The sequence below is a fragment of the Radiobacillus kanasensis genome, from assembly GCF_021049245.1.
In the GTDB taxonomy this organism is placed as follows: domain Bacteria; phylum Bacillota; class Bacilli; order Bacillales; family Amphibacillaceae; genus Radiobacillus; species Radiobacillus kanasensis.
The window spans coordinates 1,851,920-1,866,044 of the sequence record NZ_CP088020.1 but is presented as its reverse complement, the minus strand read 5'-3'; the positions used below and the strand labels follow the sequence as shown (position 1 = coordinate 1,866,044).

Here is a 14,125-nt window from a genome sequence, read left to right as displayed (position 1 = left end):
GCTAGGATATGGTATTCATATGTCTGCCTACTTGTGTTAAGAATTCTGATTCGAATTGCTGTCCCCTTTTTGTTTTTCTAGCTCGACCTTCTTGCCGCCAACTGTTAAGTATGTGAACACCTCTAAGTCCGGCTTAATCTTAGAAAGACCTTGAAGATATGGTTTGACAAGATCCTTAAAATCCTCAGAAACCCCTTCTTGTTCCAATTGACCATAGACATACATTTTCTTTTCTTCCATTAAAAAGGCCATATAGCCGACTGCTTTATCATTATCATCTAGAATATTTAATACTTGGGAATCTTCTTTTAGAAATTCTGGTGAGAAATAAATTTGCAAAATGTCTCCTCCTATTCACTCGTTAATTGAAGTTTTGTAAATAATGTTTTGGTTTCGGAATCAGACTGACTCGAAGCTGTTTTATTTGTTGGCCTAATAAGGATTAGGGACAACAAACAAACAATTAAGGTTAATCCTGCTGTGGATAAAAACATCCCGGTTCTTGACCAATCCATTAACCACCCATAAATAGGTGGGCCTGCCGCCACTCCTAAAAATCGGACAGATCCGTATAAAGATGTGACAGCACCACGTCTCTCTGTTCCAACAGAACCTGTTATAAGGCTGTTTAAACAAGGTAGGACAAGTCCAGTCCCAATACTACTGAGCACAAGAATTCCTATAAAAATGACGAGCTGTTCAAAAAAGATGAGGGATGCAAAAGAAAGTGTCATAATCAGTAATCCCAATGTGATTAATTTTTTCATCATTTTTAAATTTTTTCCGATCTTACTACCCGTAGTAAAGGAAGTGCACATGAGAAATAAGAGTGGAATGGCTAGGATACATCCTTTCACTATTCCATCAATGTTATATTCTGTTTCCAGTTCATCTGAGATATAGAAAAGAACACCGAATAAAGTGAATAAACAGGTTGCTCCTGCTAAGTATGTTGTGAAAAGCCATTTCCCATCTGTCTTAAATACAGAGAACAACCCTTTGACATACTTCCCGAATGGAGGTGGTTGCTCTGTTTTCTTCTTCTCCTTTACAAAAAAAGCTGTTAATAAGACGGAGATAAGACAAAAGATAGGAAATCCCCAAAAAGGTCCGTACCAGACAAGTAGAGCTAAAGCCGAACCGACAATCGGAGAGAGTACCTTTCCGAATCCATTGGATGCTTCTATAAGCCCTAACACTTTACTCTGCTGACTGCCTTTAAACAGGTCCCCTGCTAATGCCATTGCGATTGGTGCTGTTCCTGCTGCTCCAATCCCCTGCAAAGTACGTCCAATGATAATCCATAAGTAGGCACTCTCAATCCAAGCAGATGCAATCCCTGCAAGCAACCCACCTAAGCCATATATAATAAGTGATGGAACGATGATAGCTTTCCTGGAAAACCGGTCGGATAGATAACCAAAAATCGGAATACAAATGGCAGCTGCTATGGAAAAAATCGTAATGGTCATACTTACTTGAAAGGAGCTTAGGTTTAAATTGGATTCCATAGCCGGTAATATCGGAATGAGCATGGAATTTCCCAATGTCATAATCAAAGGAATTGTACTTATTGCCAATATAACTAAGCCTTGTTTTGGTTGTTTAGACAAGCTGATTACACACTCCCTTCTCGGTCTTTATCTGACTGTATGCAATCAGTCTTCTGTTAGCATTACCAAAAAAAGCACCATTATTTAAAAAACAAAAAGCAAACCACCATGGTTTGCTTTTCTACTTAGGATACTTCGATTACCCAATTAAAGACATCTTTTTCCGTGCCGTATTGGATACCTGTTAACGTATCGTATAATTTTTTTGCGATGTTACCAATTTCTCCATCGTTTATCGTGAGTGGTTCCCCATTCCACGCTAATTCTCCTACTGGTGAAATAACCGCCGCCGTTCCGGTGCCAAAGGCTTCCTCTAACACACCGTTTTGGTGGGCTTCGTAAATTTCATCCATGGAGATTTTTTTCTCGGTTACGGGGATTCCCCAATGTTTTAGTAGAGCGATAACCGAATTGCGCGTAACACCTTCCAATATACTTCCGTTCAAGCTTGGGGTAATGACTTCCCCATCAACCTTAAAGAACATGTTCATACTGCCAACCTCTTCGATGTATTTCTTTTCTAACCCATCCAACCAGAGTACTTGGGCATACCCTTTTTCTGAAACTACCTCTTGTGCTTTTAAGCTTGATGCGTAATTACCTGCCGTTTTCGCCTCTCCAGTTCCTCCATTGACAGCACGAACAAATGTTTGTTCGACTGCGATTCTTACTGGGTTAATGCCTTCTTTATAGTAGGCACCCACGGGTGATAAAATGATGATAAATTGATATTTCTTGGAAGGGGCAACCCCTAAATATGGTTCTGTTGAAATAATAAATGGACGTATGTATAGAGATGTTCCTGGTGCCGTCGGAATCCATTCTTTTTCTAAACTAACTAACTTTTCAATAGCTTGTAAAGCAAATTCCTCATCGATTTCTGGAATACACAACCTTCTGTTTGACCGATTTAACCGTTCCATATTTTTATTCGGTCGAAATAGCCGCGCATGCCCTTCCTTCGTTTTATAGGCTTTTAAGCCTTCAAATACCGTTTGACCATAGTGGAACACGATAGCAGCTGGATCTAACGTAATCGGCTGATAAGGTATGATTCTAGGACTATGCCAACCGTTTTCTTGCGAATAATCCATAATAAACATATGATCTGTAAATATTTTGCCAAATTCTAATGTATCAGGATTTGGTTTTGTTTTTTTAGATGTCGTGTGTGTGACTTTAATCTCTTGATTTCCCATACTATTCCCCTTATCCATGTAAGTTTTATTTGTTATCTCTATAGTAACACTATATGTGAAATAAGATCGGAAAAAAACACCCATTAATTTAATAAAAATTGTCTACATGAAAATAACTCCTACTAGCGATGACCCTATGCTATTATTAGGTAAAATACAGAAATTACAGGGGGGATCACCATTTGGATACATCCATTGTTACAGGAGAAAAAGTAGCTCGTTTTGAGGCAGCATTTAATCGCATTCATCAAAAGTTAATTGCTTTAGTAGACCCAACCAAGCATCACGCTCCATTCGGCGAAGTCCTCTATGCGGCAAGAGAGCAACATAATGTTGTACTTTACCATTTTGACTTATTGAAGCAGTTTTCTAAGTTAAGAAATGCACTCGTCCACGAAAAAGTAAAGGACGACTTCTATATCGCAGAACCACACCTTGAAATTGTGGAAGAGATTGAACGAATATGTACATTGCTTCTTCAACCACCTTTAGCATTATCTATCGCCTCACAACCTGTCACGATATTTACGCCAGAAACTCCGTTACAAATGATTCTTGATACGATTAAAGAGAAAGGCTACTCCCAGTTTCCTATCTATCAGGAACAACAATTTATTGGCTTAGTAACGGAAGGCGGGATTGCAAAATGGCTCTCCCATCAATTTTTAAATAACCATCTAGATGTGTCTCATGTTTTGGCTAAGGACATTCTGCAATATGAAAAAAGTCATCATGTTACTTTTCTAAATCGAGATAGCTCTATTTATGACTTAGAAGCCCTATTTGAAAAAAGCTTTCATCAAAATCGCAAACTAGAAGCAGTGTTAATCACGCAAACTGGCCTACAATTGCAACGCCCCATCGGAATTGTAACGTCGTGGGATTTGGTGCAAATCGATCATACTACTTTTTCTACCATTAGCCAGCTATAATGACAAATAGACCTGATGCTAGCCATGCACCAGGTCTATTTTTGGTTTGCTTAAAAAATTTCATGAATTTGCTTAGTGCGTATAACCGTCACGTCCAACTCCAGTCCAGATACTTCTAGCACTTTGTTCGTACAAAGTAACTATTACATAGCAAGTTGGCTTGGTAAGGTACTGGAGCCCATTAAATATTGGTCTACTTTATGAGCTACTTCTCTTCCCTCGTTAATAGCCCAAACGATTAAGCTTTGCCCTCTTCTTACATCCCCTGCAGCAAATACTCCTTCAACGTTTGTTATAAATTTTCCGTATTCAGCTGCCACTTTACGATTTTGAACCTGTACACCAAATTCTTTTAACACTTGTTGTTCAGGACCTTCAAAACCAATTGCAATTAGGACAAGCTGTGCAGGCCAAACTTTTTCTGTGCCAGGAATTTCCTCGTAAACAAACATCCCACTTTCATCGCGCACTTTTCTCATTTCTATCGTGTGAAGCTCTTTTAAGTTCCCGTTCTCATCGGAAACAAACTTTTTCGTTTGAATTGAATATTGACGTGGATCTTCCCCAAACTTCGCTTTTGCTTCTTTATGCGCATATTCAAGTCCGAAAACAAGAGGGTATTCCGGCCAAGGGTTGTTCGATGTTCTAGCCATCGGTAATTGTGGGTGTTTCCCGAACTGTACAACACTGTTACAGTCTTGACGGACCGCTGTTGCGATACAGTCAGCACCTGTGTCTCCCCCTCCAATGACAATAACATCTTTGCCTTTGGCATCGATATATTGACCATCATCGAAATTGGAATCTAATAAACTTTTCGTCGAAAGAGTTAAGTAATCCATAGCAAATTCTACGCCATTGGATTCTCTTCCTTCAATGACTAAGTCTCTATGTTTTTGCGCACCAGTACAAAGAATAACAGCATCAAACTGTTCCTTTAGTTGTTCTGATGTTACATCCTTCCCGATTTCCGTGTTCGTGATGAAGGTTACGCCTTCTTCCCTTAATAGATTTACACGACGGTCTACCACATGTTTTTCTAGCTTCATGCTCGGAATGCCGTACATTAAAAGACCACCAATGCGATCTGATTTCTCATAAACAGTAACCGAATGACCAGCTTGGTTTAACTGATCCGCGCTTGCTAGACCAGCTGGACCAGAGCCAACAATGGCAACTGTTTTTCCGGTCCGTTTCTTCGGAATACGAGCCGTAATCCATCCGTTTTCAAAACCTTTATCTATGATTGCTTGCTCGATATTTTTAATCGTTACGGCAGGATCGGAGATGGCTACGGTACAAGACCCTTCACACGGAGCAGGACAAACTCTTCCTGTAAATTCAGGGAAATTGTTCGTTTTTATTAATCTCTCTAAAGCTTCTTTCCATCTCCCTTTGTACACCAAATCGTTCCATTCTGGAATGAGGTTGTAGACAGGACAACCAGAGGTTGCCCCACCTATCTCCATTCCGATGTGACAAAAGGGAGTCCCACAATCCATGCAGCGTGCTCCTTGTCGTTGTAATACTTCATCCGAGAAAGGAGCAGAGTACTCATTCCAATCCTGTAAACGAGTCTTTGGATTTCGTTCCTGGGCTTCTTCACGCTTATATTCGATAAAACCAGTTGCTTTTCCCATTATCTCTCTCCTTTCTATTTTACGGCTACTTTTTCCGGTGCTTTCGCTACCTTTTTATTAGACTTTTTTGCTTGAAAAGCTGTCATTTGTGCTTCGACGTCGCTCATACCTGCAATTTTTAATTCCTCGATTTGGCTAAGCATATGCTTATAATCACTTGGGATAACTTTCACAATATGTTGGAAAGAATCCTGCCAATTGTTCAGAACACCAGCTGCTTTACTACTATTGGTATAATCTAAATGTTTTTGAATCATAGCTTTTACTTCTTCTATTTCTTGTTGATCTATCAAGCTTTCTAGCTCAATCATATCTTGGTTACAAAGGTTTTCAAACTTCTCTTTATTTTCCGCATAAACGTATGCAACACCACCAGACATTCCGGCACCAAAGTTCTTTCCAACCTCTCCCAGAATAACGACTCGACCACCTGTCATATATTCACAGCCATGATCACCAATTCCCTCAACAACTACTCGTGCGCCACTGTTACGGACGGCGAAACGTTCTCCTGCACAACCGTTAATGTACGCTTCACCATCTGTTGCCCCATAAAAAGCAACGTTTCCGGCAATGACATTGTCACTTACTAGAATGGTAGATTCCTTTGGTGAAGAAACAATCAATTTCCCACCAGACAATCCTTTTCCAACATAGTCATTGCTATCTCCTGTTAGGATCATCGTCATGCCCTTCGGTACAAAAGCGCCGAAGCTTTGTCCTGCTGACCCTTTAAATCGAAGCGTAATCGTATCTTCAGGTAGACCTTTTTCTCCATATTTTTTGGAGATGTCACTTCCAACAATGGTTCCTACGACACGGTTTGTATTTCGAATAGAAAAGCTTTTATCCACTTTTTCACCTGTTTCAATCGCAGATTGAACGGCAGGTAATATTTCTGTGATATCGAGTGATTCTGCAAGCTTATGGTTTTGAGAGGATACACGGATTCTACCACCTTCTGGTTGATAAAGAAGAGTTGTTAAATCAAGGTCTTTTGCCTTCCAATGCGACCCTGCACGTTCTCCTACCTCTAAGACATCCGTTCTTCCAACCATCTCATCCATCGTACGGAAACCTAGCTCTGCCATCAATTCACGAACTTCTTCGGCAACGAATTTCATGAAATTCACAATATGGTCTGGATCTCCCATGAACTTTTTACGGAGTTCAGGGTTCTGTGTGGCAACCCCTACTGGACATGTGTCTAAGTGACAAGCGCGCATCATCACACATCCTAGTACAACGAGAGGTGCTGTAGCAAAACCATACTCTTCTGCTCCAAGTAACGCAGCCATGACAACATCTTTACCGGTCATGAGCTTTCCGTCTGTTTCCAGGATTACTCGTTCTCTTAATCCGTTTAGCATGAGCGTTTGATGGGCTTCTGCAAGTCCTAACTCCCATGGTAATCCAGTGTGTTTAATACTCGTTTTAGGGGAAGCTCCTGTCCCACCATCATAACCAACAACTGAAATAACATCTGCCGCTCCTTTAGCAACCCCAGCAGCAATCGTACCTACGCCTGCTTTCGCAACTAGCTTTACACTAATTCGCGCATCACGGTTTGCATTTTTCAAATCGTGAATGAGCTGAGCCAAATCTTCAATCGAATATATATCGTGGTGTGGTGGTGGTGAAATCAAATCCACACCAGGAGTTGAACCACGAACACTAGCTACCCAAGGATATACTTTGTTACCAGGTAACTGCCCGCCTTCTCCCGGTTTTGCACCTTGTGCCATTTTGATTTGCAGTTCATCTGCATTCACTAAATAATGGCTTTTCACTCCAAATCGACCTGAAGCAATTTGCTTAATTCCACTGCGGCGGGAATCTCCGTTTTCGTCTAGTTCATAACGTTTCGGATTCTCTCCACCTTCTCCACTATTACTCTTTCCACCTAAACGGTTCATCGCAATGGCCAGTGCTTCATGAGCTTCTTGGCTTAAGGAACCGAATGACATCGCACCCGTTTTAAACCTTTTTACAATGCTATCAACAGTTTCCACTTCTTCTAATGGAATAGAATTTGTAGATTTAAATGTAAATAGATTTCGTAAAAAGCCTAAACGTTCTTCATCAGCAGATGTCGAATACTCTTTAAAGAGGTTATAGTCTCCTCGGCGACAAGCCCACTGCAAGGTGTGTATCGTTTTCGGGTTAAAAGCATGGTGCTCGCCGTTACTTCTCCATTGGAAATCACTACCGGCTTCTAGGGTAGTGTCAATCGATTCTTTAAAACCTTCTTCATGGCGAAGCTTAGCTTCTTTTGCGATTGTTTCCAAACCAATTCCACCGATTTGTGAAGCAGTACCAGTGAAGTATTTTTTCATAACGGCTTCACTAATTCCAACCGCTTCAAAGATTTGGGCACCACGATAACTTTGAACCGTTGAAATACCCATCTTAGACATTACTTTTACGACGCCTTCCGTTACACCATCTATATACTTATGAACGGCTTGCGGATAGCTTACGGACAGTGCTCCATCTACAATAGCTTGCTTATACGTCTCAAACGCTAGATACGGATTAATCGCATCTACGCCATATCCAATAAGAGCCGCAAAATGATGCACTTCTCGTGTTTCGCCAGATTCTACAATAATACTTACCTTAGTCCGACTCCCTTGCTTTACGAGATATTGATGTAACCCACTAACCGCAAGTAAGGCTGGAATTGCTACTTTTTCTTTACTCATCTCGCGATCGGATAGGATTAAGAGATTTACCCCAGACGAAATTGCCTCATTCGCCTGCTTAAAGATAGCTTCTAGCCCTTGCTCTAAATCTTTTTCAAATAAAGATGGAATGACTTGGCTTTTAAATCCATCTAATTTATTATCTAACAAGGCTTTTAATTGTTGATTGGATAAGACTGGGCTATCTAGTTGAATACGATGGCAGTTTGATTCATCCGGGTGTAAAATATTCCCTTCAGGTCCTAAGTAAGTCAACGTAGAGGTTACAATTTGCTCGCGATAAGCATCAATCGGAGGATTCGTTACTTGTGCAAATAATTGCTTAAAGTAGTTGAACAATGATTGTGGTCGATCAGACAATACCGCTAACGGGCTATCGTTTCCCATCGAACCAATCGGGTCTTTCCCTTCCGTTATGATAGGAAGTAAATATTTATGCACATCTTCATACGTATATCCAAACGCTTTTTGTCTCACCAATAAGTCACTTACTGGCTCCTCTTCCACTACATTCACATCATTGTCTAATGTTACGATTTCACTATCTAACCATTCTTGGTACGGATGTTCCTGAGCCATTTCTGCTTTAAGCTCTTCATCTGCAATAATTTTTCCTTTTTCTAAGTCCACTAACAGCATTTTCCCAGGACTAAGTCGATCTTTGTATAAAACATTTTCTTCTTCTACATCGATAACTCCAACTTCAGAAGAATAAATAATGTAGTCATCTTTCGTCACGTAATAACGAGCTGGTCTTAATCCATTTCGGTCTAAAATCGCACCGATTTGCTTTCCATCTGTAAATGTAATAGATGTAGGACCATCCCACTGCTCCATTAACGTACTGTGGTATTCATAGAAAGCTCTCTTTTCTGGCGAAATATGCGGATTCTTTTTCCATGGCTCTGGAATAAGCATCATCGCAGCGTGAGCTGGCTTTCTTCCTGCTAGGATAAAGAATTCTAACGCATTATCTAGTACAGAAGAGTCACTTCCGTTATCGTTTAAAACAGGTAAAACTTTTTGTAAGTCGTCACCAAATGCTTCGGAAACAAATTGCTGTTCTCTTGCACGCATCCAGTTGATGTTTCCACGCATCGTGTTAATTTCCCCGTTATGAATCAAATAACGATTCGGGTGTGCGCGCTCCCAGCTTGGGAATGTATTGGTACTAAAGCGTGAGTGTACTAAGGAAAAAGCCGAAACAAAATCCTCATCCTGCAAATCTAAGTAAAACTCATCTACTTGATTTGGTGTCAGTAAACCTTTATAAACAATCGTTTGATTCGAAAGACTAGCAAAATAAAAGCGCATTTCTTTCTTTTCTGCCCATTGTTCTGCTTGTTTTCGAATGACATATAATTTTCGTTGAAATGTTAAGTCGTCGATTCCTTCTTGTGCCCCTATGAATACTTGCTGCACCACTGGGCATGTTTCCTGCGCGTTAATTCCGACTTTTCTGACATCAGTTGGCACATCTCTCCAACCAATTAGTTCTTGCCCCTCTTGTTCTATTAGCGTGTTCACTTTATCGGTAATCGCTTCTCTTTCAGCCTTGTCTTGAGAAAAGAAAACCATTCCAACTCCATAGCGTCCTTTTTCTGGTAAGTTAAAACCCTCACATACTTTTTTAAAATATTGATCCGGAATTTGAACCATCAGACCTGCTCCGTCACCAGTATTAGGGTCACTTCCTTGCCCTCCACGGTGATCTAATTGACATAGCATGTTTAACCCTTTTTTCACGATATCATGGGTAGCATGGCCTTTTAAATGCGCGTATAAACCAATCCCACATGCATCATGTTCAAATTCAGGACGGTAAAGACCCTGCGCCTTAGGCATTTTGTTATAAGTCATGTTTACGCCCCCGTTCTCTCTATTCCTTTTGAGGTTGTTCAAAAAGTCCGGGAAAAATCGCATTGAACTTCTGCGTTGGCTTGCTTCTCCGTTCCTCATGTATGAAAAGCATACATTCTGGTACTCGAAACTACGCCGCCTTGAATTTCTTTGCGCTTTTTGTCCTCCTTTTTGAACACACATTTTAAGGTGTCTTAGTTCTATTGTAGGTTTTCTTATTAATCTAAACAATATATAATATAGATTAGAACTATCTCGCTTTGAGATTAGTTGGGGAGGAATTGCAAAAATGGAGCTTAGACAATTACGTTATTTTATGGAAGTTGCCGAAAGAGAGCACGTATCAGAAGCTGCGGAAAATTTACATGTTGCCCAATCTGCGATTAGTAGACAAATTGCTAATCTGGAAGCCGAGCTAGGGGTATCCCTATTCGAAAGGGAAGGACGGAATGTGAAGCTTACACACATAGGGAGAGTATTTTTAACACATACAAAAACGGCAATGAAAGCAATCGATCATGCCAAAAAGCAGATTGATGAATACTTAGATCCAGAGCGAGGATCGATTAAAATTGGCTTTCCAACCAGCCTTGCTGGACATTTATTACCAACGGTTATATCGGAATTCAAACAAAAATATCCGAATATTGCTTTCCAGCTACGCCAAGGATCCTATGCCTTTTTAATTGATGCCGTTAAAAATCGGGAAATTGATGTTGCCTTCTTAGGACCTGTTCCTACAGATGATCCCGACATTTCTGGACATATTTTATTTACCGAGAATCTGTATGCATTAGTTCCGGCTAAACACCCATTATCTGATAAACCGAGCATTCATTTAAATGATCTACGGAACGAGGATTTTGTTGTTTTTCCGGAAGGGTATGTATTGCATAAAATTGTGGTGGAAGGCTGTAGGCAGGCTGGCTTTTCTGCAAATATTACTTCAGAAGGAGAAGATTTAGACGCCATTAAAGGATTAGTTTCCGCTGGGATTGGTGTGACCATTTTACCGGAGAGTACATTTTATGAATCTACACCGCGATTTACCAAAAAAATAAAAATCAACACACCGGAGCTGAAAAGGTCTGTCGGTATTATCACACCGAAGCATCGTAACTTAGCACCTTCTGAGAAAGTATTTTACCAATTTGTCAAAGAGTTCTTCTCTTTTCTTCAGCGCTTTCAGTAGGCTGTTCAAAGTAAATCGGATAGTGATGCTTACAACCTGGGTTAAACGATGCTTTACACGTCAAGCAAGCTCCATTTTTCATATATTCATGTATCGTGAGCTTTGCACCGCATTGTCCACAAAGAATCGCTTCCGTATTAAACTGGGATTCCTTCCATTTTACAGGTGCATGGTTCGTTTCCTCTTCATGACATTTGTAGCACGGATAAAATCGCTGGCAGCATGGAAACAAGATGGCAATGATATCTGTTGGACTGTGGTAATGTGTACATCTCGTTTGCTCGTCCAAAACCGGACCAAATATTTTGACATTATGTATCGTTTTCATCCTATCTCTTCCCTAGTCTATACGAAGGAAAAGGTTATGGAAAAAATCCATAACCTTAAGTTTTCGTATTTCTTTTTTTAGCTCGGTCCTCTAATTGAGACTTAGGTCGTTGATTCGCCTCATCTTCTGTTAACCCTTGTGGATTAACACCATTGCCTGGTTGTTTGTGTTGATTATGATTCTTTCTCGTCATGAAAACACCTCCGAGCTTAGTGTTTCACAAATTCAGGACCCTATCCAAACAACCTCTACGGAGTCACAAATGCTGTCGCGCGTTCAACGAATCGCATCATATTTTTCATCTCAAGTTCAAGAAGCTTTTCTTCTACCAAATTCGTATCCGTTTTCCAAAGTGCAGCCTCTAAGGAACAAGTGACCGGTACCTCACAATGAATTTCTGCTAACTGTCTAGACAAATGTAACATGTCCAAATCGGAAGCAATTTTTGTCTTAATCCCTTTAGTAAGCTCATCCAAATGAAGCAAAATACCATCGATTGATTCGTATTGCTTTAGTAGCTTAATCGCGGTCTTTTCTCCAATGCCCTTTACACCAGGGTAATTATCCGAAGTATCCCCCATTAACCCTTTTAAATCAATAATTTGGCTGGGGGTTAGCTCTTTTTGTTCGACAAAAGAATCTTGTTCGAACACTTCATAATTTCCTTGCCCTTTTCGCATAATAGCAACAGATATATGATGATCAACGAGTTGCAAAATATCTTGATCTCCTGTGACGATTACAACATCATGATCTTGGCGATACTGCTTGGCTAACGTACCAATACAATCATCTGCTTCATAACCTACGATCCCAACATTTGGAACGTCAAATGCCTCTACCACTTCTTTTACTAAATCAAATTGTGGGATGAGTTCTACAGGCGGCTCCCCTCGATTTGCTTTATACCCGTCATACAATTCTGTTCGGAATGTTTTACTCCCCATATCCCAACAGCAAATAACATGGGTTGGTTGAAAGGTCTCGACTGCGTTTAAAAAGTACTTTAAAAATCCAAAAATTGCATTTGTCGGGACGCCTTTGCTTGTTACCATATAATTGCCAGAATAGGCTGTCGCATAGAAGCCTCGAAACAACAATGCCATGCCGTCTACTAGAAGTATATTAGATCGTTTCATGTATTAACCCTTCTCTCTTCGGATATCTAGTATCTCGAACCTTACTAGTATAATAGAAAGAAAAGGTTCGTATCAAGCTGAAACATTTACTAAAAACACAGGTAAGGTCACGGTGAACGTACTTCCTTTGCCTACTTCACTTTCGATGTCAATGGTTCCTTTGTGATTTTCGATTATTTTATGGGTTACCATTAACCCAAGACCTGTCCCTTTTTCCTTTGTAGTAAAAAAGGATTCGCCGATTTTCGACAAAGTTTCTTCCGGTATTCCGTGACCTTGGTCGGTAATTCTTACAATAACTTCTTTTTCTCGCTGCTCCATAGCAACACTAATCTTCGTATTAAAATCTGAAGCCTCTACTGCATTTTTCACTAAGTTTATGAAGACTTGTTTAAGCTGGTTCTTTTCACCAAGTACCGTTATTTCTTTACTTGGCTTTTCCCATTCAATCAAAATATTTTTCTTATTTGCTTGTGCATTCAAAAGAAAAATCACTTCATCTAAAACCACATCTAAATACTCTGGTTTTAATTCTTCACTCGGCTTTGCGAATCCTAATAGGTCACTCGCAATTTGTTCGATACGCTCAATTTCAATGTTTAGAATACTTATATAATCTTCTGTTTTAATGGTGCCAGCTTCCATCAGTTGCAGAAAACCCTTAATAGAAGTTAGTGGATTTTTGATTTCATGGACAACTCCCGCACTTAGTTCACCGATAACTGCTAATTTTTCCGATTGACGAAGTAATTTCTCCGTTTTCAATCGTTGGGTAATATTTCTTGTATCGATAATTACAGTGACTTTTTTGGGATGGTGCATGAGTTTACCACGCGATTCCACCCAGACATATTCCCCGTAAATCTTACGCACCCGATAGCGGATGGTCACTTGCTTTTCCCCTTTAAGTAACTGTTCCTTTAACAGTAATACCGTAGAGTGGTCATCTTCATGGATAAAATTTAGTAATGGCTCGTTGATTATATGTTTTGCATCATATCCAATGAGTTCTTTAATAGATGGAGATATGTATAGAATAGTTCCGTCCAGGGATACTTCGGAGACGATGTCAGATATATTTTCACTTATCATTCGATATTTATGTTTACTATGCTCGAGCTCCTCTTTGTATTGTTTGCTCTCTGAAATATCTCTGAAGTGGACTTGCGCTAATATTCTGTCATCAACGATATAGGGGGTTGCAAATAGTTCTACACTTATAATGGAACCACATTTTTTTATGAACCTTTGCTCCATTAATTCTACTGTTTCCTGATTGTTATACACTCGATTTAACCGTTCTTTGCAGATTTGATAATAGTCTGGATGTAATATTTCATCTAGTTTAATGGGATCATCTTCATTATATTCTAGAAGTTTATAGCAATAAGTATTGGCATACACAATCTCTCTTTTATCTAAAATCATGACGCCACTTAATAGATTTTCTACCATTTGTGAGAAATCTAACTTATATGTATCGTTCAAATGATCGCCCCCTTCACCTTTAAATTAAA

11 protein-coding genes are annotated in these 14,125 nt (G+C 39.8%); 2 read left to right on the top strand and 9 right to left on the bottom strand.

The genetic code is table 11. From position 1 onward, the window contains the following. Nucleotides 1-36: 36 nt before the first annotated feature. From KO561_RS09665 to KO561_RS09655, 3 genes are all read right to left on the bottom strand, one after another. Nucleotides 37-339, bottom strand: a complete 303-nt coding sequence (locus tag KO561_RS09665; protein WP_231096893.1) for a hypothetical protein — start codon at nucleotides 337-339, stop codon at nucleotides 37-39. Nucleotides 340-350: 11 nt separating this feature from the next. Further along, nucleotides 351-1,553, bottom strand: a complete 1,203-nt coding sequence (locus KO561_RS09660; RefSeq protein WP_408004868.1) for an MFS transporter — start codon at nucleotides 1,551-1,553, stop codon at nucleotides 351-353. Nucleotides 1,554-1,738: 185 nt separating this feature from the next. Beyond that, nucleotides 1,739-2,812, bottom strand: coding sequence for a branched-chain amino acid aminotransferase (locus KO561_RS09655; RefSeq protein ID WP_231096892.1), 1,074 nt, complete (start codon nucleotides 2,810-2,812; stop codon nucleotides 1,739-1,741). 182 nt (nucleotides 2,813-2,994) lie between these two features. Between KO561_RS09655 and KO561_RS09650 the strand changes: the two genes are divergently transcribed. Next, nucleotides 2,995-3,744 (top strand): CBS domain-containing protein, encoded by a 750-nt coding sequence (locus tag KO561_RS09650; protein ID WP_231096891.1) that lies wholly within the window; start codon nucleotides 2,995-2,997, stop codon nucleotides 3,742-3,744. 143 nt (nucleotides 3,745-3,887) lie between these two features. On the opposite strand, the gene gltD is transcribed toward KO561_RS09650, so the two are convergent. Further along, nucleotides 3,888-5,384: a glutamate synthase small subunit gene (gene gltD, locus KO561_RS09645; protein ID WP_231096890.1), complete on the bottom strand. Its 1,497-nt coding sequence runs from the start codon at nucleotides 5,382-5,384 to the stop codon at nucleotides 3,888-3,890. A gap of 14 nt (nucleotides 5,385-5,398) precedes the next feature. After that, complete coding sequence (gene gltB / locus KO561_RS09640) at nucleotides 5,399-9,949, bottom strand: glutamate synthase large subunit (RefSeq protein ID WP_231096889.1); 4,551 nt, start codon at nucleotides 9,947-9,949, stop codon at nucleotides 5,399-5,401. Nucleotides 9,950-10,238: 289 nt separating this feature from the next. Here gltB and KO561_RS09635 point away from each other — a divergent pair, with 289 nt between their 5' ends. Next, nucleotides 10,239-11,141, top strand: a complete 903-nt coding sequence (locus KO561_RS09635; protein WP_231096888.1) for a glutamate biosynthesis transcriptional regulator GltC — start codon at nucleotides 10,239-10,241, stop codon at nucleotides 11,139-11,141. On the opposite strand, the gene KO561_RS09630 is transcribed toward KO561_RS09635, so the two are convergent. From KO561_RS09630 to KO561_RS09615, 4 genes are all read right to left on the bottom strand, one after another. Further along, nucleotides 11,104-11,469 carry a CHY zinc finger protein gene (locus tag KO561_RS09630; RefSeq protein WP_231096887.1) on the bottom strand — a complete coding sequence of 122 codons (366 nt, stop codon included), beginning with the start codon at nucleotides 11,467-11,469 and terminating at the stop codon, nucleotides 11,104-11,106. The two genes, KO561_RS09635 and KO561_RS09630, sit on opposite strands and share 38 nt — an antisense overlap. Before the next feature lie 55 nt (nucleotides 11,470-11,524). Continuing rightward, nucleotides 11,525-11,662 carry a small, acid-soluble spore protein L gene (gene sspL / locus KO561_RS09625; RefSeq protein WP_231096886.1) on the bottom strand — a complete coding sequence of 46 codons (138 nt, stop codon included), beginning with the start codon at nucleotides 11,660-11,662 and terminating at the stop codon, nucleotides 11,525-11,527. A gap of 55 nt (nucleotides 11,663-11,717) precedes the next feature. After that, nucleotides 11,718-12,608, bottom strand: coding sequence for a 5'-3' exonuclease (locus KO561_RS09620; RefSeq protein ID WP_231096885.1), 891 nt, complete (start codon nucleotides 12,606-12,608; stop codon nucleotides 11,718-11,720). A gap of 72 nt (nucleotides 12,609-12,680) precedes the next feature. Further along, nucleotides 12,681-14,096 (bottom strand): PAS domain S-box protein, encoded by a 1,416-nt coding sequence (locus KO561_RS09615; protein WP_231096884.1) that lies wholly within the window; start codon nucleotides 14,094-14,096, stop codon nucleotides 12,681-12,683. Nucleotides 14,097-14,125 lie beyond the last annotated feature (29 nt).

Coding starts and splice junctions, on each gene's coding strand:
- KO561_RS09655 (WP_231096892.1), bottom strand. CDS start 2,812: ATGGGAAATCAAGAGATTAAAGTCACACACACGACATCTAAAAAAACA.
- KO561_RS09620 (WP_231096885.1), bottom strand. CDS start 12,608: ATGAAACGATCTAATATACTTCTAGTAGACGGCATGGCATTGTTGTTT.
- sspL (WP_231096886.1), bottom strand. CDS start 11,662: ATGACGAGAAAGAATCATAATCAACACAAACAACCAGGCAATGGTGTT.
- gltD (WP_231096890.1), bottom strand. CDS start 5,384: ATGGGAAAAGCAACTGGTTTTATCGAATATAAGCGTGAAGAAGCCCAG.
- KO561_RS09630 (WP_231096887.1), bottom strand. CDS start 11,469: ATGAAAACGATACATAATGTCAAAATATTTGGTCCGGTTTTGGACGAG.
- KO561_RS09660 (WP_408004868.1), bottom strand. CDS start 1,553: ATGACATTGGGAAATTCCATGCTCATTCCGATATTACCGGCTATGGAA.
- gltB (WP_231096889.1), bottom strand. CDS start 9,949: ATGACTTATAACAAAATGCCTAAGGCGCAGGGTCTTTACCGTCCTGAA.
- KO561_RS09635 (WP_231096888.1), top strand. CDS start 10,239: ATGGAGCTTAGACAATTACGTTATTTTATGGAAGTTGCCGAAAGAGAG.